This window comes from Gilvimarinus sp. 2_MG-2023, from assembly GCF_030547685.1.
Taxonomy (GTDB): Bacteria; Pseudomonadota; Gammaproteobacteria; order Pseudomonadales; family Cellvibrionaceae; genus Gilvimarinus.
Genome location: NZ_JAUOQM010000052.1, coordinates 88,763 through 113,128, shown reverse-complemented (window position 1 = coordinate 113,128; position 24,366 = coordinate 88,763). Strand labels below are relative to the sequence as shown.

General features: G+C 50.2%; 13 protein-coding genes. 3 read left to right on the top strand and 10 right to left on the bottom strand.

The annotated features are described in order from the left end of the window. Positions 1-143: 143 nt before the first annotated feature. The 3 genes from Q4526_RS15775 to Q4526_RS15765 all read right to left on the bottom strand — a co-directional run bounded on the left by Q4526_RS15775 (position 144) and on the right by Q4526_RS15765 (position 3,240). Positions 144-815 (bottom strand): putative glycoside hydrolase, encoded by a 672-nt coding sequence (locus Q4526_RS15775; RefSeq protein WP_215978072.1) that lies wholly within the window; start codon positions 813-815, stop codon positions 144-146. Positions 816-953: 138 nt separating this feature from the next. Continuing rightward, positions 954-1,676, bottom strand: a complete 723-nt coding sequence (locus tag Q4526_RS15770) for a SapC family protein (protein WP_215978071.1) — start codon at positions 1,674-1,676, stop codon at positions 954-956. 16 nt (positions 1,677-1,692) lie between these two features. After that, positions 1,693-3,240, bottom strand: coding sequence for a tryptophan halogenase family protein (locus Q4526_RS15765; RefSeq protein WP_215978070.1), 1,548 nt, complete (start codon positions 3,238-3,240; stop codon positions 1,693-1,695). Between the two features lie 404 nt (positions 3,241-3,644). On the opposite strand from Q4526_RS15765, the gene Q4526_RS15760 reads away from it, so the two are divergent. The 3 genes from Q4526_RS15760 (at position 3,645) to Q4526_RS15750 (ending at position 11,269) form a co-directional block, all read left to right on the top strand. Beyond that, the gene (locus tag Q4526_RS15760) at positions 3,645-7,271 is read left to right on the top strand and encodes a TonB-dependent receptor (RefSeq protein ID WP_215978069.1); all 3,627 of its coding nucleotides are present in this window, start codon (positions 3,645-3,647) and stop codon (positions 7,269-7,271) included. Positions 7,272-7,331: 60 nt separating this feature from the next. Continuing rightward, positions 7,332-9,302: a hypothetical protein gene (locus Q4526_RS15755; RefSeq protein ID WP_215978068.1), complete on the top strand. Its 1,971-nt coding sequence runs from the start codon at positions 7,332-7,334 to the stop codon at positions 9,300-9,302. Between the two features lie 527 nt (positions 9,303-9,829). Then, a complete protein-coding gene (locus Q4526_RS15750; protein ID WP_215978067.1) occupies positions 9,830-11,269 on the top strand; it encodes a carbohydrate-binding protein in 1,440 nt (479 codons plus the stop codon). A 120-nt stretch (positions 11,270-11,389) separates the two neighbouring features. On the opposite strand, the gene Q4526_RS15745 is transcribed toward Q4526_RS15750, so the two are convergent. The 7 genes from Q4526_RS15745 to Q4526_RS15715 all read right to left on the bottom strand — a co-directional run bounded on the left by Q4526_RS15745 (position 11,390) and on the right by Q4526_RS15715 (position 24,309). Further along, positions 11,390-14,251 carry a sugar-binding domain-containing protein gene (locus tag Q4526_RS15745; protein ID WP_215978066.1) on the bottom strand — a complete coding sequence of 954 codons (2,862 nt, stop codon included), beginning with the start codon at positions 14,249-14,251 and terminating at the stop codon, positions 11,390-11,392. Between the two features lie 397 nt (positions 14,252-14,648). Further along, the gene (locus Q4526_RS15740; RefSeq protein WP_303609692.1) at positions 14,649-16,937 is read right to left on the bottom strand and encodes a beta-galactosidase; all 2,289 of its coding nucleotides are present in this window, start codon (positions 16,935-16,937) and stop codon (positions 14,649-14,651) included. 42 nt (positions 16,938-16,979) lie between these two features. After that, positions 16,980-18,518 (bottom strand): LamG-like jellyroll fold domain-containing protein, encoded by a 1,539-nt coding sequence (locus Q4526_RS15735; RefSeq protein ID WP_215978065.1) that lies wholly within the window; start codon positions 18,516-18,518, stop codon positions 16,980-16,982. A 4-nt stretch (positions 18,519-18,522) separates the two neighbouring features. After that, complete coding sequence (locus Q4526_RS15730) at positions 18,523-19,092, bottom strand: RNA polymerase sigma factor (protein WP_215978064.1); 570 nt, start codon at positions 19,090-19,092, stop codon at positions 18,523-18,525. Next, the gene (locus tag Q4526_RS15725; RefSeq protein ID WP_215978063.1) at positions 19,092-21,401 is read right to left on the bottom strand and encodes an FAD-dependent oxidoreductase; all 2,310 of its coding nucleotides are present in this window, start codon (positions 21,399-21,401) and stop codon (positions 19,092-19,094) included. Before Q4526_RS15725 ends, Q4526_RS15730 begins: the two co-directional genes overlap by 1 nt. Continuing rightward, on the bottom strand, positions 21,398-22,630 hold the full coding sequence (locus Q4526_RS15720) for a glycoside hydrolase (protein WP_215978062.1): 1,233 nt from the start codon (positions 22,628-22,630) through the stop codon (positions 21,398-21,400). The genes Q4526_RS15725 and Q4526_RS15720 overlap by 4 nt, the downstream gene beginning before the upstream one ends. Next, positions 22,630-24,309 (bottom strand): sodium:solute symporter family protein, encoded by a 1,680-nt coding sequence (locus Q4526_RS15715; protein ID WP_215978061.1) that lies wholly within the window; start codon positions 24,307-24,309, stop codon positions 22,630-22,632. The genes Q4526_RS15720 and Q4526_RS15715 overlap by 1 nt, the downstream gene beginning before the upstream one ends. Positions 24,310-24,366: the final 57 nt, after the last annotated feature.

Below are 24,366 nucleotides of genomic sequence, written 5' to 3'. Positions count from 1 at the left end.
CTTACCTAAGCCACCAGACCATATAAGCGATAAACTATTTACACGACCCACGGATTGGCATAGTGATACTGCTTCGGGTTTTATGTCCTTTGCCAAATACAATGAAAGGTAACAATTTGCGCATTATTTATCGTCGTTTTTTGTTAGTTACAGGTCACCTGCTCGGGCGGAAACGCCGCCAGCCGAGCGCCGGATATTTCCAGCTCTAGGTTACCGTCAGTATGCAACAACATCATAGAGGTGAGCTTGGTGAAGTCAATATCCCCGCCTTTAAAACACTGCAAAGGCAGAGGTAGACTCACCCACTCTTTTTTCGGCAACTTGCGCAATACGTTTTTTAATGGGATGGATGCCCGGCTCTTCCAGTCCCAGTTACTCTCCAGCGAAATAGTCACATGATCATTGGGCCGCTCTAGCACCTTTAAATCTATCACCAGTGCCGCCTGATCTCTAATTTCAGCCAAGTCAATGAAACCTTCCTTGTTGATTAAGCTCAGGGTAGAGACCGCTTCGTTTTGGTCACCCCACTCGTTTAGCACCTTCTTTTTGTTCCAGGTTAAACGCACGGCATCACCGTCTTTATCGCGTTTAGCGGGCTTTGCCACTAAACTATTTTTTACCGTGGCACCGGTTTTATTCTCCAATAACACCTGACCGAACTGCAGGCTTAGCTCCCATGGAACAACACCATGTCCCTGATCAAGGTAAAAGATATTAGGATTAAGCTCTTCGTCACTTTGCGCAAACGACGCCGATGCTGCCCAAACCATACAAAAAATCAAAGCCCGGGTATGACAAAAAGCTGATTTTTTCACACTCATCACTCCACCTCTACAGCGGTACGCTGATCTATAGGAACTTTTATGATTAGCCTCTACAAACTATCTCCGTCTTTGCCCTCAAGGCATCTTTACTCACCCTAATGTTAATAATTCAACAGGTCCTCACCTGAACTATAGATCAGACTCTTGCTCTTCGTACCATCGAGCGAGTTTTTCAATATGCACGCTAGAGCTAAGCATCAGGTGCACCGCATATAAGTCACCATTTTTATGGCACTCAATTAATGCCTCACTGGGTAGTGCGCTAAGCTTGTCTTCGTTGATACCATAAAGCCCATCAATGGCCGCATTTGGAAGATTTTTTAGCGTTAAGTTAATACTCACCGGCTCAATAAGGCCCAACTGATGTAGCCGCTGTAAAAACTCAGCACTCTGTTGTTGGCCATTCACCAGTGCCGAGAAAATTTGGTTGATGCGTTGCAACCGCGCACTGGCAGAACCATCGGCTTGAAACAGCGGCTCACCTTCGTTCTCACTTATGAGCGCACTGCCCGGATCAATGGCAATCGCACCTGTTTCCATATTATCCGACTCAGGCATAAATAGGCGAAACGGACGACTTAAAATATCCAGAGGAAAACAATGTGCTCGCCACTGACCATCTTTAACATAAAGGTTCACCCCCCCCTTTAAGCCAAGCAATGCACGCAATTGAAACTGGCCGGTATTGGGATTTTTGGCAATAAATATGGGGTAATCATGAACCAAGTTCTGCAACTCACTCATAACGACGTTAACGTTGTCAGCTTGATAACAGGCGTCAGACCACCGGTTATTTATAATATGCAGATGTTGATGCTTCTTACTGTCTAGAATTTCTGTTGCGTGACGCATACCAAGTTCCTAACGACTAAATAGTTGATAACCCATAGCGGTGTATTTTGTTAATCAGCTCCCGATTGCCCGGCAGCTGGTGAATGAGTTGGTTTGTAACTTGCTGGTTATGAGCAATAGCATGTTGCGCGCGTTCAATTAAGTCAGGCGTTGGCTCGCGGCCAAGATCTGGCTTATAACCAAGCCCCGACAGTACGTATTGATAGCTAAGCGACTGAAAAACTTCTCGCGCCATGGGAAAGTCGCTACTGCGCGGCGCTTGATAACGCCACAACGTCAGCAACTCTTGTAAAGACTCGGGCAGACTAGTTGTCTTACGGTGATCGCGCCAGTACTGAGAATCGTCGCGCTCTGACAGCGCATAGTGCAGCTTCAAAAAATCAATCACACGATCCCAGCGATACAAAAAAGCCGCATTAAATCGCTTAGCAATGATCGGTAGCTGTGAAGTATGCCGCGGCAGCCCTTCAGCCAGCGCCATAGCCGACAACTCGATCATCACCAACGCCGAAGCCTCCAAGGGTTCAACAAAGCCAGCAGACAAACCAATAGCAACGCAGTTGGCCTGCCAAATCCGATCGCGACGCCCCGGGGCAAAGGATATTTTCCTAAAATCCAGGCCTGCCTCATCGGTGCCCAAATGATTGGCCAACGTAGTGGCAACTTGCTCTACATCGGCGTAGCCGCTCGAGAACACATGCCCAACTCCTCGTCTGTGAGGCAGGCCAATATCCCAAATCCAGCCGTGGCAAGTTGCCCTGGCGTGTGTGCAAGAATCTATTTCTGAGTCAGGTGCGGGATAATTTACATGAGTGGTTAAGGCGGTGTCGTTAAACAAGTAATGCGCCTCAGAACGAAATGGGACCCTAAGCGCATCACCTAGCAATAGCGATTTAAATCCCGTGCAATCAACAAATAAATCGCCTTTTAGCTCTTGGTTATCAGGTAGACGAAGCGCAGTTATGGCGCCACATTCATCTTGCAGCACCTCTTGCACGTCGGCCACAATATGCTCAACCCCAAGAACACTCTGACAGTGCTCACTCAGCAGCACTCCAAATGCCGTTACATCGAGGTGGTAACCATAGTTTAACGCCCCATCAAACTCGGCGTGAGTTATATTTTTAGGCGCGAGCTGTGCCTCACAAACACTCTGTTGAGCCCCAAATAGTGTCGAAAAACCCTGCCACTGGTTGGTTAGGGCGCAGTATGACGCTAATGAGCCGTCTTCAGCACCAGGTGCAAAAGCAAAAGGATGGTAATAACAATGCTCAGAGGAGTTATTGTGGCGCCAGCCAGAGAATTTTGACCCCTGTTTAAAAGTGGCATTACAGCGAACCATGAATTGGGTTTCAGAAATACCAAGCCTAGCCAAAGTCGAACGCATTGTGGGCCATGTGCCCTCACCTACGCCAACCGTGGGAATATTTGGAGATTCGCATAAAACAATACGTAAATCTCCTTGCGCCACCCGCTCCCGGTGCTCCGCCGCCAGATAGCCCGCCGTTAGCCAACCGGCAGTACCCCCACCAACAATCACGATTACAGCAATTGTGTGCCCCATAGACTACACTCCATGATAATCACGCTACCCCTGCTATTAAGGAGCCTACCCGAAGGATTAGATAGCTCGTGATTTTATTATTTATTGTTCTACGTTCAACGCTACTGGTTGCAAGCACGAAAAATGCGGTCTATAGCAAAAAGCTTACATACATATTCAGAATTGTCAACATTATATCGATTACAAAACGAACTTGTTAAGACAGCGCTAAAGCTCATTGGCCCAAAACCCATATTGTTGACAATTATCTATTGACAATCCGGCGACTCTGAATAAGTATAAGGGTATGGAAATTTCGAATCTCTGGGGCCTCCCCCACATTCGGTTTCTTTATCTGCTCTTACCGCTGGCCTTATAAGGTCCGGTAGACATAAAAATAATACACACAAGTGGAGAAGTTCACGATGTCGACTAATAACCGCTTTAAGTTAACGGCGCTCACAGCCGCCGTGCTCGCAGCGCACAGTATTCACACATTTGCGCAAGATTCATCCAACCCAGCCGAGACCGACATTCTGGAAGAGGTTGTCGTAACCGGTATCCGTGGTGCATTGCAGCAGTCGATAGACGACAAGCGCGACGCCCAACAAATAATGGATACCATTAACGCCGAAGATATGGGTAAAAACACCGACCAGAACATCGCCGATGCGCTGGGCCGGGTCACCGGTGTGTCGATTGTTACCCGCAACGGTGAAGGCGCCCAAGTGACTGTGCGCGGTGCATCTGCAAACCAAAACAACATCTCGCTCAACGGTCAACAATTGACCTCGACCGATTTCAGCCAAGCGGTAGATTTAAGTTCTTACTCATCCGACATACTCTCCAAGCTTGAGGTTTTCAAAACCCCTAGTGCGGACCACGATGAAGGCTCATTGGGCGCTTCCATCAATTTGGTAACCGTCCGCCCCTTAGACCAAGCCGAAGATGTTCGCTCGCTAACATTACAAGGGCGGTATAACGACTACAGCGAAGAAGATAACTACAAAATCCAGTTTTCTGCCTCTGATACATTTCTAGACGATACTCTAGGTGTAGCGGTAACGCTGTTTGATGAAACCAATACTTGGCGTCGTGACCAATATCGCGTTGAGGACTTTGAAGCCTCACGAACCATTGATGTAGCCCGCGACCAGCACGGTGAGATTATCTCTGGCGCACGCGGCATTCAACACACGAGCACCTTTTTTGAGCAAAACACGAACACTAACGATCGTACCGGCGGCACACTCGGTATTCAGTGGGCACCCACTGACCGTACCGAAGTGATGTTTAACGGTACTTACACCGCTCAAGAAGAAACAAGACAGCTCGATGCCTTTAAGACTCGCCGCGCCAACAACAACAACTTCGTCGAAGGCCTAGAGTCCATCTCTTCAAATTACCGTCCGGCGGCACCATTTACCGATCCGCAACAAGATTGGTACACCATCGACACCGACACCAATACCTTTACTAAAAACATCAACCGTTTTGGAATAGGCGATGTTCTCTCATCAGTTGGTGGCGATGACAAAGAAAACGCCAGCGCAACACTAGATTTTTCGCACGAATTTACCGACACCTTCCGCGCCGCAGCCAAAATTGGTTACTCTAAAAGTACCGCCGACAGCTTGCCCAACGCTTACGCAGTTATGCAAAACTTTGTCGAGGTTCCCGTACAAGTACTGTGGGATGCGGGGGAAAACATACAACCGACCGGTTACGATTGCACCTCTGGCAAATGTAATCTCGTTTACGGTGATAGCTTTATCGACTTAGGCGATCAAATAGAAAGTACTGCAGAAGTCCCGGGCTACGAAGACAATATTGGCTACACTGGTTACAACCCCGCCGACATTACATCGCAAAACGTAGGATATTTGTCTGAAGATGAAGTTCACGTGACCGATGAGTTAAAAAATGCTCAAATCGATTTTGATTGGGACATCGACACACTAGGGGTAACAACCCTAGAGTTTGGCGCCAAAGTGACCGAGCGTGAAAAGTTTGTAGACAACCAAGACTTTAACTTTTCCAGTGTTACCAAAACAGAGGCTGTATTTGATGAAGACGGCATTCCTGTTGTAATTCCTGGTGGCGCCCTACGCGATGTTCGCGCCGAAAGCGTTGCCCGAGACGGCCTTGACTACGACGATTTTATGGGCTCACTGGGCTACTATACCGGCGGCGCGAATGATTGGATTCCAGTCGATGGACTGGCCGCTAAGAATTTAGTGCTGGATGATGAAAACACGGTTCGAACTCCCGATCGTACCGAGACTCGCACCACCAACATTGATACCTCTGCCCTGTACCTTAAAGCTAACTTCTCGTATTTTGACGACCGCTTAACCGGTGATATCGGTGTCCGTTACGTCGAAACTGAGATTGAAGCCACAGGCTTTGGTGGTATCGATTTTTGGCAGCATGACGAAACCTTACAGCGCGAATTTGACTTAGTACACCTACGCGATTTACGTGATACCTCGTTACCCGAGTGTCGTGCTCCAATATTCTCCGACCCAACTGGCGACGGTCTAGGTTACGAGAACAAGTTCCAGCGCGTCGACGGTACTGGCTGGGACACCTCTAGCGGCCCCGATCCATCAGGTTGGACCGCCATTCCAGATCAGGGTCCTTGTCACGATCCTCGTTACGCCGCTTGGGCAGATTATCAACAAAATGGCGGCACAGACCCTGAGCAAGAGCTTGGCTGGTACACCATGTGGCGTTACGCCGATGTCTCGACCCTACGCGATGGTGGTTTTGTTCAAAACGGCGCTAATCCAGGTGTCACTTACGATCCGAGCGTCGCAATCGACGGGCCGGATGCCAATGCGCACGAGTTTGTAAACACAACCAACAATGAACTGAAGTCTTTCGCCTCAGAAAACTCACACTCGTACGACAACATTCTGCCGAGCTTAAACTTAAACTACGCTATTACCGATGATTTGGTCGGCCGATTTGCTATATCTAAAACCATGACCCGCCCTGCCATCGACAACTTGCGTTCAGGCTTTAGCATCAATGAATCAGGTTACTGGGCAGCCGGTCAAAATGTGGGTACATTCCGACAGTTCAACACCAAACTTGAACCGCTTGAATCAAAGAACATCGATGTTTCATTAGAGTGGTATTTCAACGATACAGGCATGATCAGTGCTGCCATTTTCAACAAAGATATGAGCAACTTTACTGATACCGAATCTGCATTGGTGTATATGACCGACTTGCGTGAGCTGGAAGGCACTGTAAACCCAGAAGACTTGGTCGTTGATACTTGGGGTACCGGTGATGATTCTGCACTCGGCAGCTGTATGCCACTACGCGCTACAGCGGATTACGGCTGGCAACAAGGCGATCCAAACCGCTTTAGCGATGACTTACGTGATTTGTGTGGTGTTTACAGTGCCAGCAAATTGTACAACGGCAAGGGTGCCTCAATTACCGGTGTAGAACTTGGCTATACCCAAACCTACGATTTTTTACCCGGCTACTTCTTAAGCGGCTTAGGTGTACAGGCTAACTATACCTACCAAGACAGTGAGTACGATCAACAGTATTCGACTTTTAACCCGGATGAACTCTTGCCGGCCTACCCTGTGGCCGACACTCCTGAGCACACTTACAACCTAACCGCTTTCTGGGAGCAGGATGGTCATCAGTTCCGCGTTAGTTACCGAGGCTCTAGCGACTCACTCATGGGTACTGACACGAATACTGGGCTCCAAGGGCGCACCTGGAACCAAGGCAGCTTATGGAACGAAGGCCGCGATCAAGTCGACCTGTCGGCGACTTACTCCATTAGTGAGAACATTGACCTGACCTTCCAGGCGATTAACTTGACGGATGCCGCTTTCCGCTCTTACTTCACCAACCGCGAACTGGAAGTTACACGCGTTAACGATCCAGACTCCGCGACCGGTTACAGCTTTGTGGCCGTCGATGAAGGTAATCCTCTGGACGGTAATGCTACTAAGTCTCGCACTTATGCAGAGTACAAAACTGGTATCACTTATCGTTTAGGTCTGCGCGCACGTTTCTAAGACTCACAATGCTCAGGGCGGGTATATCCCGCCCTCGCAACAAGAATAATGGTGAACAACATGAAAAACATTACAACAAAAAAATTGCTCCTGTCGAGCGCTATCGCCCTGGCTCTAGTCGGCTGTGGTGGTGATAACGACAACGATGACAACTCCAACTCTGGCCCCAACAGCGCGCCCACTCACAGCGGTGACATCAGCCTCACCTTGAGCGAGAAAGACGCATTTCGTATGGTGAACTTACTGCAAGATGCCGTTGATACAGATGGCGACATTTTGCGTGTACGTGATCTCAAGGCCAGCTTGGATGACACCACAGGTTTTGATAGTAGCCAAGTAGTCCGTGTAGGAGTATCACCCGATGAAATAGCACCACATATCGACACGGGCGAAACTCGTGAAATTGTATACACTTACAACATTAGCGATGGCAAAGATAGCGTTGCCCGTACGGCGACAATTACCGTTACCGGTGAAGACGCCGCCCCCGAGTTTGATGACCTATTTATCTTAGTCGATGATCCAACCAATACCGAGCTTGATTTACTCACAGGAGTTGTAGATCAAGACGAAGAGCCGTTATCGATTGCGAACTTCACAGCGGCCGATAACTTACAAAGTGGGCTCTACACTATCGATGCAGAAACTGGTATTTTGACCATTGATACCACTACCGTGCTCAATGGCCTACAGCCAGGCGAAGCTGAAATCTTCCGTGATAACACTTACCATGTGGAAGATCACAACCATAGCTTAGAGCGTACGGCCACTTTCGTTATCGTAAAAGCCACCGACGAGCCCGCCGCGCCAATTGTACTAAACCCTGTTGAAGTTACAGTCGACACTGACTCTGCCTTAAAGCGAGTCAGCCTCGCCAGCCCCGCCTATGTGCTAGAGCCTAATGGCGATGCACTTACAATAGACTGGGATTCTTTCACTCCCACCAACGGCGCTCCGGCTCTTAAGTTCAGCCGTTCTGAAGGCGTTAACCTCGGTGTTGATGGCATTGACTTTGCCGCCTATGTAGCTGAAGGTGAAACCAAAACCTTTAGTTACAGCTACGAGTTTAATGATGGTAACGATGAACATACCGTTAGCAACACATTAAACGTAACGGTGACTGGTGCAGCCACGGCAAACCTACTGAATAATGGTGGCTTTGAAAGTGATTTCGATAGCTGGTCTAGCGAAGGCACTCCCACAATAACCACCACCTCAGCATTTGGACTGGATTTTAGCGGTGCGCAGTTTGCGAGCATGATTACCGGCGACAAACTCTCTCCCAATCTCACAGGAAACGCGTTAGAAAATGGCGCAGGTTATATCCTGGAAGCACGCGCCGCACTAGGCGATGCTTGGGGTGGGTACCCCATGAGTATTTCCGGTGACACTAGTGACGAAGTCGGCGCTGTACTCGCGTACAATAGTTGGTTTGCACACGGCTACAACCCGCGCACTCACGCCATTCGTTTTACCGGTGCACAAAATGTCAAAATCAATATAGAAGCCAGCATCAATGCCATTGAAATGGACGAATTAACCCTCTACAAATACTCCATTGATCCAGGCAATAATCTCATTAGTGAAGAAAACGCGACCTTCTCTAATGGTGCAGGAGACTGGACGCTCGTTGATGGTGCAATGGTGGCAAATGGCGAATTGGTAACAGGCCCCAGTGGCGACAAACGCCAGATACTTCCTCTGCCGGCCGGCACCATCAAAAATGGTCACCGATATGTGTTAAGTATGGATGTTGCAATTGACGATTTTACCGGCCCCGTTAACTTCCGCGCCTCTATCCTTGATCCATCCGATGCGAGCAATGAAACTACTACCGCAGGCGGTGCCTTCTCGGGTATATTCCAAAACAACTCGGCCAACAATAACCTTGTTACCGTTATTGACCCCGATCGCAACACGAGTATTACCGACTGGGAAACTCGGGCATTGGAGCTACATGTAGGTGTTAACGTCTGGGGGGAAGGTAAAAATCACCGTATCGATAACGTACGCTTAATTGAACTACCTTAATGAATTAATTCTCCATTCGTATGATTTAAGCCCGCCTTAGTGCGGGCTTTTTTTTGGTAGTCCAATCGTCACCACCTAAACTATTGCATCATCCTCTATCTAAAAAATACTTCTACAGAAACCCAAAACAGGTGGTATTAACTAGCTGCTGTAGAATACGGGTAAAACGACACCTATTCTCAGTCAATGCTATATTGGAAGATAACGAATGCAATCAAGTTACACTTCTGATACTTCTAACTCTCTATTTTATCCCGGTCTATTTTACCGATGGATTTTGATAGTGATTTAAACCGAAATTTTTAATCTCTCTCAGACTAGTCGGCTTAAACCGTAGTCTCAATTAATGTGAATTCACCTGCCGATTTGTTTGATATTGTGTCAAATATTTTACGTGCTCTATTAATTGTGAACAATTAGACAGTTACCACACTTCGTTAAAACTACTATGGTCGCGCATGGCACTCTCGCCATGCATCCTCTATAAACAATACCCGAAACATTTTAATGTTTTAACGGAGCCACCTATGACTATGACACGTTACCTAACGCGTGCAGCCGCCATCATCACCCTGTGCAGCGGCTTTAGCACCCATGCCCTTGCCCAAGACCAGTGCAATTACACCGCTCAATGTAAGAATGAATTTGGCCCGCAGGCGACCGACTGCGCCAACAGCCAGTCGCTGTTTAGTGTGTGCATGTGCGGCAGCCAACCCTGCGGCGAGCAAGATCCCACCGACCCAGTGCCCGATAACAGCCACCCAGTACCTGGGTTTATTCAGGCGCAAGACTATCACCGTTACTCGGATACCACCGCGCAAAACTTAGGCGGCCAGTACCGCCAAGACGGTGTGGATATTCAAAACACCGCCGATAACGGCGGTGAATATAACGTTGGTTGGACGGCCGCCAACGAATGGCTAGAGTTTGATATTAATGTACAGCAAGCGGGTAATTACTCAGCCAACGTCCGAGTTGCGTCGCAGCCCGGCGGTGGTTTGTACACGCTTGAGATAGACGGCCAGGCCCGCGGCAATGCCGCCAGCGTTGGCGCCACCGGAGGCTGGCAGAGCTGGCAAACCCAAGAGATTGCGCTGGGTGACTTAAGTGCCGGTGCACACACATTGCGGGTGCAAATTCAGGCGGGTAATTTCAACATTAATTGGATTGAATTGGCGCAGGACTCTGACACTACACCGAAACCCATGATCGGCCGTTTTGACCCGGCGCAGGATCTGCTGCTGGTTAACTTTGACAGCCGCCCCGACCCGGATGATATCCACACGGTAGCCGCTGTGGGCACCATTTTAAGCGACTCGCGCTTTAGCGCGGTTAACTACCACGCAGTAGCCGGCGCGTACGGTACACAGGGCGGCACCTTTATTGAGGCCGACCACCTGTTTAACATTGCCTTTGGTGCCAACCGCTGGTCCGATGCCCACAGCAATTACGCGGGCGCGCTAAACGCCGTGTACCAAAAAGTCGCGGATGTACTCAATAACGGCGGCGACATTTGGATTCAGGAGGCCGGACAATCGGATTTCAGCGCCGACTTAGTGCGTCGAGTAAAACAAAACCTGGGCGGCATCAACACCAATAGCCGCATTCATATTATCCAGCATAGTGAGTGGAACCAGGATAAAACCACTCCAGCCGATTTGACCTATGTGCGCAACCATACTGATTACCAAAAAATTAGCGATGGTAACTCACGCGGCAATGGCAGCCCCGGCTTTAACAGCTCGGACACCAGCCAGTGGAGCCGTGTGTTAAACCACTCCCGTGTAGGCGCTATTTGGGCCGAAGCCAAGCGCGTGGCCGATTACAGCATCGACCATCACCCGGGCTGGAAAAACCCCAACATCCAAAACGGTGGCATGGACTTCTCAGATACCGTTGAAAACACCTGGATTTTTGGCTTTAACCACTTAAACAACCACGTCGATTTTTTTGACGAATTTTTATAAAACTCCGGCTCCGCGGTACTACCGCGGAGCTTTTTCTGCCCGACAGTGACGCTCTTCATAGTAAAACTATCACCACATAAACTTCATCTTATTCCCGTTATTTCTTTTTAATTTGTTCTCTTATTTGCTTCCAGTAACGCTTTGTACACTACTAAATTCACCTAACTGACCTTGTTCGTTAAGGGTGGCAATACGTAAATCGTTGACGTTTTTCCACTGAGCTCCATCAACCGTAATATAAGGCGAATAAGCTAAGCTGCTATCCATTGTTAATGTTTCCCCATCTTGGCTGGTTGCTTCAATACGGTAACCGGTTGCGCTGCGCACAGGCGTTAGTTGAATAAGCAAACCTGTTTCGGTTGTCAGTGCCAAAGTATTTTCTGGCGGCAACAAACCGTCTAAACCTTGCAAGACCACTTTATGGCTTGGGCTCCAGTCGCTGTCGATGGTGCCCGTGATCAGACGTCTTAATTGAAAGTAATGCGTAGCACCGGCTTTGATGGCTGGTACACGAGTAGCTCCGCGGGTTTGAATGATGTGTTTGTGGCTGTATTCACCCGGCTCTAAACCGTATTGAATTTCAAAACCAAAATCCTGCTTATCCACAGAAAAACCAATATGAAAGGCGTCGCGCTTGCCTTCAGTGGCCCAGATAATCGGCGGTAATTCGTTGGGTGCGGTACTTACTTTAACGGGTGTGTCGCTGAATTGGCTCTTTCCCGCGTCATTAATGGCGATTAGTTGTAGATCATATTCTGCTTGTGGTTCCAGGCCGCTGACTTCTGCAAAACTGTTAATAGTGGCCTTACCTTCAATCACTTTACCATCTGCTGCTGTGGCAATAAGTTGATACTCACGTGCAAGGGGCGAGCGTTCAAAGTGCACGCGAATAGTGTCGATTGACACATGAGTACTGCTAATTCTTGCCGCTGGTGCAATGCGTTTGTCGTGACGTATCTCGTGAGCAACATAACCTTTAGGTGCTAATAATGAGACTTTCAGGGTGGCGTAATCGCCAGAGTACGGCAAGGTGTAAGACGGTGCGGTATCGCCGGGTTTTAAGCTTGGCAGCGAAAACTGGCCGATCGCCTGGCTTTCACCCTGATCATTAAACGCTTGCCAAACTACGCGGTAACCTTGCATTGTGTAGGCAGGGAAGCTATCTAAGCTGCGCGAACGAATGTGAATCAATGTTTGCCCTGAGCGGCTATCAAGGTCGAACACTTCCAACGGCGAATAGAATTTTTGCAATTTGGTGAACGACCGTTTTTTATTGCGGTAAGAGGTCAGTACACCCCAGGCACGGTTCTGAGAAAAGTCCGTTGTCCAGCTTGGCTTTTCATCATACCAGGTGCTGCGGTAATCATTGAAGGCAAAGTGTGAGGTGCCAATTAAATAAGGGTAGTTACGCAGCGGTCCCATTAACGCTTCTACGTCTAATACGGATTCGTTCGGGTCGACACCGTCCAAGCGGGTGCCGATTTCTGAAAAGAAAATAGGTTTTTCAGGGTAATAGGAATCCACTACTTTTAAGCGCTCTTCATGATCGTTATATTTATTGAACATGACGATATCAGAGAATCGAGATGGATCATCTTTTTGATAATCGGCTGAATACGAAATATAAACAGCAAGGCGACTAGGGTCGAGTTCTTTGGCGTGCTTAATGGCACCTTCTACGTACTCCATTACTTTCGGGTTTTTAGTCAGATCCCCAATTTCGTTACCGACACTGCGAGCAACCACAGAAGGGTGGTTGTAGTTATCGGATACTAAGCGTTCTAGCCATTCCTTAGGCAGAGGGTGATCAGGGTCAACGAGGGAGTCTTTACCCCATAGAGCTACTTCTTCAACCACAAGGAAGCCGACTTCGTCCAGGTAATCTAAGTATTCTTTCGGCAGTGCCGGGCCCGATAAACGCGCAAAGTTAGCGTTGAGGGTTTTAAGTAGATCCACATCTTCTTTTATACGTGATAAAGGCAGGGCGTTACCGTCAAAGCGATCTTCCGGCACCATATTCAAGCCAACTAAACGCACTTGCTCGCCGTTTAAATAGAACTTGCGATCTTTAACTTCCACCTTACGAATACCAAAACGGTCTTTGTGCTGGTGTACCGCTTCGCCATCAATACGCAGCGTTGTTTTAATGTGATACAAGTTAGGATGGTTAAAATGCCACAAAGCGACTTTCTCTGCGGCGAGCACTTGCTGTTTCTCAAGCTCGGCACTCTCACCTGCGGCGATCGTTAGCGCTTTCTCGCCTGGGTAGTGGGCAACGAGTTCGCCGTCGCGCATTACGCTAAAGTCAGCCGTCACACTCACGGGCTTTTCGCTAAGGTTAGCCAAAAAGGCTTTTAGATTAATCTTGGCGCTACCTGTGGCAAGATTCGGCTGCGCATTCACATACACCTTACTGATATGAGTTTGGGGGCGTATGTCGAGGTAAACTGGTCTACGTATACCGCCCCAATTCCATACCGCACCGCGTCTAAAGCGGTTATTAGCTTTGACGATTAAGGTATTGTTAGAACCGAGTCTAAGGTGATTGGATACGTCGAAATCAAAGGCCATAAAACCCAGTTTATTTTCACCTAGATACTGACCGTTGAGCCAGACTTCAGCGTCGTGGTAAACACTGTCGAAAACCAATCTTACTTGTTGGGCGTGCCAGCTTTTATCCGCGATAAATTCAGTGCGGTACCAGGCGTCGCCCATGTAATCGCTGTAGCGATCATAAGTATCCCAAACGCCCGGCACGGCAATTTTGTCCCAGTTGCTAGTGTCTGTTTGCTCTTGCCACCACTGTTCGTCACTGGCGCGTTTATACGGATCAATCTGAAATTGCCATTGTCCTGCTAGCGATACTCGAGCGTCGCTAGCCGTGCTCGCAACTTCTGTATCTGGCTGATTAGCGCAGGCTTGCAACAAGCCAATGCATAAAATTGAGACAAAAAACACGCGGAGGCGAGGCGGCACAAACATAATCATATCCTGTGAAATTTAAGGCACTAAACCTTAGTGTGCTGAAACACAAAAAATGACACCACTGTCGATTGAGTTTTGCATTATGTGTAAACTCAGTTTATCCCTTATTCTTCAGGCCTGATCGCGGGTTGTTCAACGCTTGGCTCTGCAAGCTTATGAGCAAGGCGGCTCAGCGTTACGACATTCGCTCTGGCTATCTAACACTGCACTATGACCGTGGGTCGTGCGTAAAGTTAGGTGACAAAGGAACACAGCCAAAATGACCAGATCAAGAGGGAAAACGCAGTAATAGTGGGCCTATTTCAAGTTTTCCACCGCAGAGCTGGGCGTTTTGGCGCAGCGAACTGTTACCTAACTTTGCGCATGGCCTACCAGGGCGATACTTAACACCCTGCTAGTCGTAGCGACGTTTATAGAGCGATTGATTCACTTCGCGGGCGGCATCAACCAAAGGCTTGTAAGGGATATCCGTGACACTGACAAAGCCCACGTTATAATTTTCACCATCGTAGGCACGGCCGGTTAAAGGCGAGTCGATATACTGAAACCAATGCACGCCCACAAAGTAGGGATTGTCGATCACGCTGTTAACATACTCTTGGTATTTAACGCCGCGATCGTGCTGGGATTCGGCGTGGATTAAACCGGGGTTAAGTAGGCCTGAATCCAGCGCGCCATTATGAAACTCGCCAATAATACTGGGCATATCCAGCTCGGCTAAAAAGTCCCAAAACACATCGCTTACGGCCTCGCGGTAATAGTTATAGCTCATTACATCAACGTAGGGCGCGGCCGCTTGACGCACCTCGGGGGTCATGGCCCAATCGGCAAAGCGCGCCCCCAGATACAAATGATTGGGCATCAACTCGTCCATGGCCGCATCGACAATACGGAAGTATTCGGCGGTATAGAGCTCGAGCATTGCCGCCATGTCCGCAAGCGCCGCATCGGTATAGCGGTTAAGTTCAATGCCCTCTTCCAGGGTTTGCCAACTCGCCGCTTGAGTACCCCAGGCGTTGTTAAGTGCATCAATACTGCCATAGTGCTGTTTAAGGTAAGCCACAAACGCCGCTTTAGTGGGGCTGTCACTTGCCTTGCGCGTCAGCGTATTTAACACAACGCCATACTGAGACTCGACCGAACCCATAATGCCCCAGCTTTTTTCGTTATCGATAAACACACCCACACACCAGGGGCTGTTGGCGACCTCCTCGCTGATTTTTTGCACCGTGGCGTAGGCTCGCTCCGCGAAGACCGGGTCAAACGGGTCCGGCAATTCACCCCAATAATCATTACCACTCGAAACGGTTTTAAAATCGCCGATAATCCAACCGTTGGCAAAATAAGGGTAGTCTTGCATCTCGTAAAACCCGGGGTCTACCCAGTTACCAAACGAGGTAAAGCCCCAGTTTTCCATACGTTTAACGGTCGTATCGCGCCATTGCTGCATTAGTGTGGCGGTATCGTGGGTGCGGTATTTTCGGGCCAGATTGGCACGGTAAAAACTGTAGATTTCACCGCGCTCCATTGCCCCCGAGTGCACCTCCCGGCGGTAGCCAAAGTGCTTTCCGAGCGGCTCCTGGTAATCGGGTAGCCAGGTAAACATATCGGCACGCAGCGCCGAGCTAACGTAGCGGCTTGACAATGCCTGATCGGGAACCCGGTTTAACCCTAAAGAGTCTTCCGGGGTAAAGTCATTGCTACTGCGCCCGGGTATAAGCTCGTGGTCAAAATCGTAACCCGTCATGGTCGAGGTATTGGCCATGCGCACATTGGCGATACCATTTGAGAAAAACAAATAGCCCTCTGGGTCCACCAGGCTCCACTTCCCTTGATACTTTTCGGTGTGATAAAAGCCAGTGGCCTCTAACTTAGGCCCATCGCGCCAGCCATGATAACGCGAGCGATCGGCCAGCGGGCCGCTTTGTAGCTGTTGCTGTTCGACGTCCGAGACGAGACGCAGCTGCTCCACTGAATCGATTTTTTGCGCAAAGTCCATTTTGGCATTTTGGCCAAAGGAGTCTACCAGGCCTTTTAGGTAATCATCTTTAAATTCGCGGGGCTCTATTGCTGTTACGTTATCGACGATAAGTGTTTTATCGCGCAGTGCGCCGCGCACATCAAACCGAATGCCGGTAATCGCCGAGGTATCTAATTGTTTTTTCCCGCCGCGCCAAATAAGCGCTTGATAGGGGTTATCCCAACTCTCGGGGTTGGAGCGAATGCCCGTCTCAGTGGTAAGCTCGGGCACGTCGACATCAATAACATAGCGCTGGCTCGATTGCGCTGGCACCACAAAGCTGCGCATTTGAAAATCGCCATTTTTGTCACTGGTGCTCACATACATACTGACCGATTCATCCGTTGGGTTGGCGATATCCAGCGTTAACGCAAGTGCTTTAAAATCGCTAAAATCCCAAGGTTTATCGGGTTGAATGGTAAAACCGGCGATATGATTTGATATAGAGTGCAGATCGATTTGAGCGGCGCCCCCATCGAGCTCGGCGTAGCTTACCGAGGCGGCTAGAGGTGCTATATGATTGATATCAGCCTTCTCAGAAAAATCCATAAGCCGTTGCTGTTTGGGCGAATCCTCGTTGACATGGCTACAGGCGGTGATTAGCAACGCGGTTAAAAACATGTTCGTCTGTGCGATTAAACTCGCTCTTTTTTTTAGTTTCATAACGTTATTGTGTAATACCTTTTATAGATTGGTAGTGATCATTCAATGCGTCAGGGCATTGGTGCGCATCAGTTTATTAATATCCTGCTGGGTTAAGGCTGTATCAAAAAGGTATACCTCATCGACTCCGCCGCGAAAAAAACGATTGGTTCTTTGGCGGTTGTTTGGGTCGCTAAAAGCGATGTTGCGCCCCATCATCAAAGGTTTGGATTGCGGGTGGTTGAGCTCGGTAGAAACGCGCGCGATGGATTTGCTATAGCTGCGCTCTAGTTCACCATCGATATAAACCAATACGTGGGTGGATAAATCGGCTTTATCGCCCCCAAACAACACAATCGCCACATGGTGCCATTGATTGTCGCGCAAATCGGTGGTGCCGACGATTTCCGCCTCGTTGGTACCCACCCGGATACGCCCCAGCGGCCCACTGACATCCAACGGATTTATAGAAATTTGCCAGGCAGATAGCTTATCGGACAAGCCCCAACTGAGAATGCCAAACCCCTGATGGGGTGCAAAGTCTTGGGGCACTTTCACCCAAAAGGTTACCGTGCGCGGTTTATTGCCCCCAATGCCCGGGAACTCGGTAGCCAACCATTGATCGGCCCCGTTAAACCATACCGCCTCACCAAAGGCGCCTTCAATTAACGCAGGTGGTGCGTTGTCGCCTTGCAGGGTACGAGCTTGAGCGGTAAAGCACTGCTGACCAATGCCTGGGCCGGCGCAGTTAAACGTCCCGCTATGATCAGGGCCTGCATCGTCAAAAGACCAGTGCAAATACTGTGGTTGCTGATAGCGCCGCCCCGGTAACGTGCGCATAAAACGATTGGGCTGACTTTGGATAACCGCCATTTGCTGATTTAAATCAAAGCTTCGGGCATCGTCCTGATAGAGGTTTTCATACTCTTGCGAGCCCGGCGTTTTTACTTTGACTTCGCCTTCAAGCACATGCACCTGAGAGGCGCCTGTGTCGTCCACCGCGACACCAAATTCGGTACCTAGATCGATAATGTTGGCGCTCGGAGTGTTCACCGCAAAGCCGGTCGCCTCGGGCGGTACTTTAGCAACCAGGGCGCCCTCACTCAGCACTAAGCGATCGGCGTTTTCAAACATCAGTCGCGCCGGCGACTCCAACAGCAGTACCACGCCGTTAGTCAGTGTGATTTCGGCGTAGCCTGCGTCCAGATAAAACTCGCCCGCAGAAATACTTTGGCCCGGTGTGTATTCCACCCCGGTGCCCGCCAATTTGCTGATACTGCCCACACTGACGGGCGCGGTTAAGGTATAAAAAACCGCTACCACACAGGCCAGCAAGCAAGCGCAAGCGGTTGCCCACCAACCGTAACGGCGGCTAGAGGCCTCAGCGGGCCCGGCCTGCACTCTTTGTAATACCGCCGCGGTAAAAGCATCGCCAGAGCTTGCCTGATGCGCGTAAGCCAGTAAGCGGTGCATATCCCTCTGTTGCGCGAGTTGCGCTTTAAACTCTGCATCGTTTTGCATCCGCTCAATAAGCGCTTGCCGGGCGCTTTTATCGCCGGCCAGATAGCGCTCAATCAGCTGTGAATCGGTCGGGCTTATCATGGTGTCAGTGGCCTCGGTTAATACAGTCGCGCAGTTTTTTGCGGTAGCGGTTTAATCGCATGGTGAGCGTCGAGTGCGCCACGTCCATAGCCTCGCGCAACTCCTGCAAGCTATAACCTTCGCGGTAATAAAGCCTGAGTGTTTTTTGCGCTGGGTGATCCAGTTTAAGCAGACATTGTCGCAGCAGGCTTAACTCGGCCTCTTGCTCGTCCGGGTGCTGTTGCTGTTGTTCATCCAGCAGTTGCGCCAGTAAATCTGGCTCGGTGGGTGCCAGCCTGGCATGTTTTCGGTGGTGATTGCGCAAAAGATTTTGCGCAATAGACAACACCCAACCACTAAACGCGGCGTCGTCGTGCAAGGTGGCCAGCTTTTGCCAAGCCAGTACAAAGCTTTCCTGGGCTAAATCATCCACGTCGGCTCTGTAATCTGTGCGCTTAGCCAAATAACTGCGTACCAGGCTTTGCTGCTGGCTAACCAAATATTCAAACGCCTTGATGTCACCGCCACGGGCACGCGCCACCCAGCGGGAAAGCCGCTGGGCATCATTGGCAGTGTGGTCCGTGGCAAGCTTCATTATTTAGCCTGGGTTGCCTGGTCACTGTGAATATAGACTTCAAACAGCCCCGCCGGCACCTCGTTTGAGGGGTGTTCAAGCTCCAGCGTCAAGGTTCGGGTAGTCACCGGTTGATCAAAACGCACAAGGTTAACGCTTTGGTGATTATCCGAGCACTGATAAAGCACCCGGCCTTGATCGTCCAACAACCGATATTGACGCACGCAGAATGGCATGTGGTTTTCGGGGTGCTCCATCAAGACCGTTTCTAGCGCGTGGTCGTAATCGCAATCAAAAAACAGTCGTACGGCTTGAATACTTACCGAATCATGCCAGCGCCAATGCACCTGAGGTTTAACATCATCAGGCGAGGCCACCCAGGCATTGGTGCCCAGCCAAGGCCGGGTAAAACCGTTGTTGAGATTCTCAGGATGGTATAAATCCAGCAGCTGGGCAAAGTGCAACGCCAGATTTTTACCGCCAGGACGACGCTCGGGCGTCCAGATTTCAAATTCGTCGATACCGCTACCGGCGGGTGCCTCTTGCTTGCCGGTGTTCGAAACCGCTTTATGCTCTTTATGCATCACCGTGGCCACGGCACTTAAGCGTTGCTCTGTGGTGGCCAACTGGATATTGTCATTCGCCATAAAGCAGATAAAACCATACTGTTTAGTCGGGGCCGCAGCGTTAAACTCCAGCGTGATCTCCTGCTCGCCCGGCCCCAACGACAAGGTTTGGCTTGCTAACGTGGTTTCCGGTGTATAGTTTTGCGCTTTTTCACTAACGCGCAGTTGCACGGTAAGCTCGGTGGCGGCTTCGGCTTTAACCCGTAGTCGCGCTACCGGAAATTCGCGCCCACTCAGTGGCAGCATCTGTGCCAGCGACTGGCTAAGCGGCGTCCAGCCGGTCGCCGCCCCCAGGGTTAACCCTTCATAGGTACTGCTGGCACTGACCTCCGCCCGGTGACTTAGGCAGTGCTCTTTACTAAGCGCCATACCGGGCAGGCCGTGACCGGTAAGATTCAAACGTTGTTGCAATTGCGCCATGGGGAGCGGTGCCAGCAACGCTTTAGGGTCACACTGGTTTTCCACACACATGGCGGCGGCCTGCCCCATGGCCTGGCCACCGTGGGCACAGGTAATCATCACCCGAGTGGAACCAAAAGCAATATGACTGGCGCTGATGATACGCCCGGCGAGCAAAAGGTTGTCGATATCGCGGCTTAAAAAGCAGCGATAGGGAATTTGATAAACACCTTTGGCATGGTATTGCGAACAGGGCGGCTTATCACTGTAAACACCCTCGGCCGGATGCAAATCAATGGCCCAGCCACCAAACGATATGGCGTCGTCAAACTCGCGCTGCTCGACAATATCCTGTTGCGTCAACATATACTCGCCTTCAAAGCGACGGCTTTCTCGTTTACCGGGAATGGTACCCACCCACTCGAGGGTTAAGTTTTCTACATCCTCATAACGGCCACTGTTTTTAATATAGTCCCAAATACCATAGACGATTTTCCAAAGCTCCCACTTAATGTCTTCTGTCTCGTAATTGGTGTCTTTGATGCCGCCGTACTCGAGCCACCAGAATTTGCAGCCCGAGTCGCCGCTTTGAATATTTTTACTGCGCGGTAAAGCGCCTATTTCTTCGTGGCTATAGGCAAAGTCCGGCGCCTGATAGTGAACCGGATGGTTCATCCGTTTGCTGTAAAAAAACAGCGAGTGCCCCAAGAGCTCGCGGTTGGCCTCGCAAGGTGCCATACCCTCACCAAACTCGTCACGCCCCTCGGCGCCGATACGAAAGCTTGCCCCGGCGTTAAACGCCAGTAGACCGTCGCCGGTGGCGTCGATAAACACCGGCGCCGTTAAGCGATAGTGGAGACTGTTTTGACTGCAAAAACCATCGCAGGACGCAATGCGTCGCGACTCACTTTTGTTGACCTGGTACACCGCGGTATTGAGTAGCAAGGTAATGTTGCGCTCGGCCACGACTTTGTCTAGAAGTACGGCGTCAAAAATCAGCGGATTACCCATAGGGTTGCGGTAGGTATTTTCCAGCATGATTTCATCGATCACCCCGCCCTCGCGGGAGTAGCGATTGTTGTTGCCCATATGGGAGGTTGCGCCCAGGGCCCACAGCCGCACCTCACTGGAGGCGTTGCCACCCAGTACGGGGCGATCTTGCACTAAAATCACGCGGGCACCGGCGCGCGCGGCGCTGATGGCAGCGCACACGCCGGCCAAGCCGCCACCGGCAACGACTACATCGGCGCTCAAATCGGTGCGTTTATTGGCTCGCGGTTTCTCACTAAATTGTTCACGAATCATTGTTTAGCTCTTGTGTGGTTAGCAAGTGCATGCTGTCTTGCTTGTTTAGCTCGTGCCTCTTTTACCTCGGCCGGCAAGCTTTGCGAAAAACATACCTCGGGATACCATTTAATTTCAGTATTGTTGGCAATATTCGAGCGCGGAATCTGGTTGCGTAAATCACAGTCAAACCGCCCTAAAAAACTGAATTTAGTGTCGGGTTTATCGTGATCGCAAAAATGCGATAACCCCCAGGTAAAACCCTGCCCTTCACCTTCGCTGTGAAACACATCGGGAATATAAGGGCCTGCGCCCACCGGCATAAGTGCGGTGACCGCCGCAATATCGAAATTAATACCGTCGGGTGAGTACTGAATGGTGTTGCTCTCGATACCATTGCGTATCGCAAAAGCGGCAACGCCTTTGCCAAAACGAAACACCGTGGTTTCGTGACAGGAATTTAACACCGGGTTAAGAGGGTGTTTCACAAAAGGGCCCAGAGGGTCGTCGGCAATAGCCACACCATTGCCCACCAAGTAGTCCGGCCGATCGCCAAACGCGGCCTTGTAATAAATATAAATTTTGTTATCGATGACAATAGGATACGGACCGTGAATGGAAAATTGATCCCACTCACCCGGCGCACCATTGGGAATGACCGCATCGCCACAGGGTGTCCAGGGGCCATCGGGCAAGTCGGCTACCGATACGCTTACCGGGCAGTGGTCTCCCTTTAAACCACTGGGTTCTTCAAACGCCTGGTAGTACAGATAATACCTGCCCTTCCAAACCAGAATATCGGGCGTAGACACCGAGCGCCATCCCAATTTAGGTCTGTCGGGTCGGCCAACCGCCAGACCTTGTTCCTGCCAGTGAAAACCGTCTTCCGAGGTGGCGTACCAAATATCACTTAAATCCCAGTCCATGGACGGGATGGTCTCGGTGCAAGCTTGTGCCCCGCGCGGCGCAGAGACAGTATCACGCTTGGTGTACCAGATATAATATTTGCCGTTCGCGCAGATTATTTTAGATGGATCGCGCCGCGAGATCCGGCCATCTTCTGCACCATAATCAAACCCGCTGATACGCGTGTACTTAAAGCTGGTGAACAAGGGGTTGTCTTCCGGGCGCGGCGTTATATAGTTGCGGTACAACCGCTCCATAGCCTTACTTAAGGGCCGATCGGGCCTGGTTGCCGGAATATCCCAGGGGAAGGCCCCATGCTCAGTATCTTGATGGGTATCGCTCATCATTTACTCCAAACGTCTTTGTTTTGTCGCTGGCGAAAATACATAGCCACGCCCAGCGCTATAATTAAGCCTGCTATTGCAGCCACTAAAATTGCGCTAGCCTCGGCTATCACCGACAGCGCCAGCATAATCAGGCCAATGGCAAAGACACCGGCGGCGATCACCCGCAAGCCGTGCCGATTGTCAGCCTGATGCTGGGACTGAGATACACTGGCAGCGGCCTCATGTTTGGCCTGCTCCAGCACCTTGTACTTTTGGTATTGAGGCGCCTCAAGGCCGCGGTGCCGGGCCATTAACTCGCTAACCGCAAGCAGCAATACCGGTAACCCAATACCCAACAGGGTTTCTTGTTCACGGTTAAGGCTCATCCCCCAGAGCGCGGGAACTACAAATTTAAAAACGGCATTCACCGCCAAGGTAAACAGCGAAACACTCAACAACATGGCCCCGGTTTGATACTTTGAAAACAATGCCCACACCGGTGGTAAAAACAGTGCGCCACCGGTCATGGCGGCGATTGTGAATACAAAAGAAACAATGCCTCCCATCTTGGGAATAAACAGTGCCACCGCGATGGTAATTAAACCCAGAGCAACAGTAGCCAGACGGCCCACTCTCACCAGCGCCCGGTCACTGGCCGAGGGCCGGATATTTTTATAAATATCGTTGGCAATCACCCCAGAGAACAAATTGATAGCGGTATTAACCGAGCTGGATGTGGCAAAAATCATCGCCCCGAGCATTAGGCCCAACATACCCACCGGCAGTATCTCTTTGCAGATAAGCAGGTAGGCCCCTTCATCGGCCAAACCGGTTAAATCCGGGTTTAATACCCGATAGACCATGGGTGGTAACATCCATATTAGGGGGCTAATAAAATACAAACCGCCAAACAAAAGCCCCACCTTTTTGGCATCCTCCGGTGTCGCAACCGAGGTATAGCGCTGTACATAAGGCCAGTTGCCGGCGATAAAAAACAGGTTGTAGAGCCCAAAAACCACGATAAAGGTCCAGGTATAATCACCGCTTACCGGCGCGAACAACTCCGGCGGAGCCTGAGCGAGAAAACCACTAACACCCCCGACCCGGTCGAGCGCCAGCGGCACAACAATAATCACCGCCGCGGTTAACACCACAAACTGCAAAATGTCGGTCACAATCACCGCCCACAACCCGCCCACGGCGGTGTAAGCCAAGATAACCAGCCCCAAAATGGCAATACTCAGCGACAAAGGAATGCCGGTACTCACTTCGACAATCTTGGCGACGGGGTATAAAAACGCACCAGTAGAAAAACTACCGATTAGCAGCAAAATATAGGTGTAAGTCTTTTGTACCCGTACGCCCAAACGGTCGCGAATATACTCGGAGGCCGTTAGCGCTTTGGTACGATTCCAACGAGGTGCGATATACAAACCCACCAGGATGCCTGCAATCGCCATGGTCCACTGAATGGTAATGGCGACAAAACCCTGGCTATAGGCAATAGAGCCCCAGGTCACAAACGTGCCCGACGAAAAAAAGCTCATAAACAGCGATAATCCGCTCATCCACCAGGGTAGCGCGCCGCCCGCGGCGTAAAAGCTGTTCATGCTTTTCCCCGAGCGAGAAAAGCTCAGCCCGCACCCCAGCACCAGTATGGTGAACACCAGGATAACGCCACTATCGATTAGATTCATACACGTTGCTTTCTCTTGTTATGTTTGGTTAGGGTGCGATACTGCCCTATCACTTTT

What these genes read in the sequence shown, in the direction of transcription:
- Q4526_RS15735 (WP_215978065.1), bottom strand. Translation starts at nt 18,518, where the DNA reads ATGATAAGCCCGACCGATTCACAGCTGATTGAGCGCTATCTGGCCGGC.
- Q4526_RS15755 (WP_215978068.1), top strand. Translation starts at nt 7,332, where the DNA reads ATGAAAAACATTACAACAAAAAAATTGCTCCTGTCGAGCGCTATCGCC.
- Q4526_RS15715 (WP_215978061.1), bottom strand. Translation starts at nt 24,309, where the DNA reads ATGAATCTAATCGATAGTGGCGTTATCCTGGTGTTCACCATACTGGTG.
- Q4526_RS15760 (WP_215978069.1), top strand. Translation starts at nt 3,645, where the DNA reads ATGTCGACTAATAACCGCTTTAAGTTAACGGCGCTCACAGCCGCCGTG.
- Q4526_RS15750 (WP_215978067.1), top strand. Translation starts at nt 9,830, where the DNA reads ATGACTATGACACGTTACCTAACGCGTGCAGCCGCCATCATCACCCTG.
- Q4526_RS15745 (WP_215978066.1), bottom strand. Translation starts at nt 14,251, where the DNA reads ATGTTTGTGCCGCCTCGCCTCCGCGTGTTTTTTGTCTCAATTTTATGC.
- Q4526_RS15765 (WP_215978070.1), bottom strand. Translation starts at nt 3,240, where the DNA reads ATGGGGCACACAATTGCTGTAATCGTGATTGTTGGTGGGGGTACTGCC.
- Q4526_RS15725 (WP_215978063.1), bottom strand. Translation starts at nt 21,401, where the DNA reads ATGATTCGTGAACAATTTAGTGAGAAACCGCGAGCCAATAAACGCACC.
- Q4526_RS15770 (WP_215978071.1), bottom strand. Translation starts at nt 1,676, where the DNA reads ATGCGTCACGCAACAGAAATTCTAGACAGTAAGAAGCATCAACATCTG.
- Q4526_RS15740 (WP_303609692.1), bottom strand. Translation starts at nt 16,937, where the DNA reads ATGAAACTAAAAAAAAGAGCGAGTTTAATCGCACAGACGAACATGTTT.
- Q4526_RS15730 (WP_215978064.1), bottom strand. Translation starts at nt 19,092, where the DNA reads ATGAAGCTTGCCACGGACCACACTGCCAATGATGCCCAGCGGCTTTCC.
- Q4526_RS15720 (WP_215978062.1), bottom strand. Translation starts at nt 22,630, where the DNA reads ATGAGCGATACCCATCAAGATACTGAGCATGGGGCCTTCCCCTGGGAT.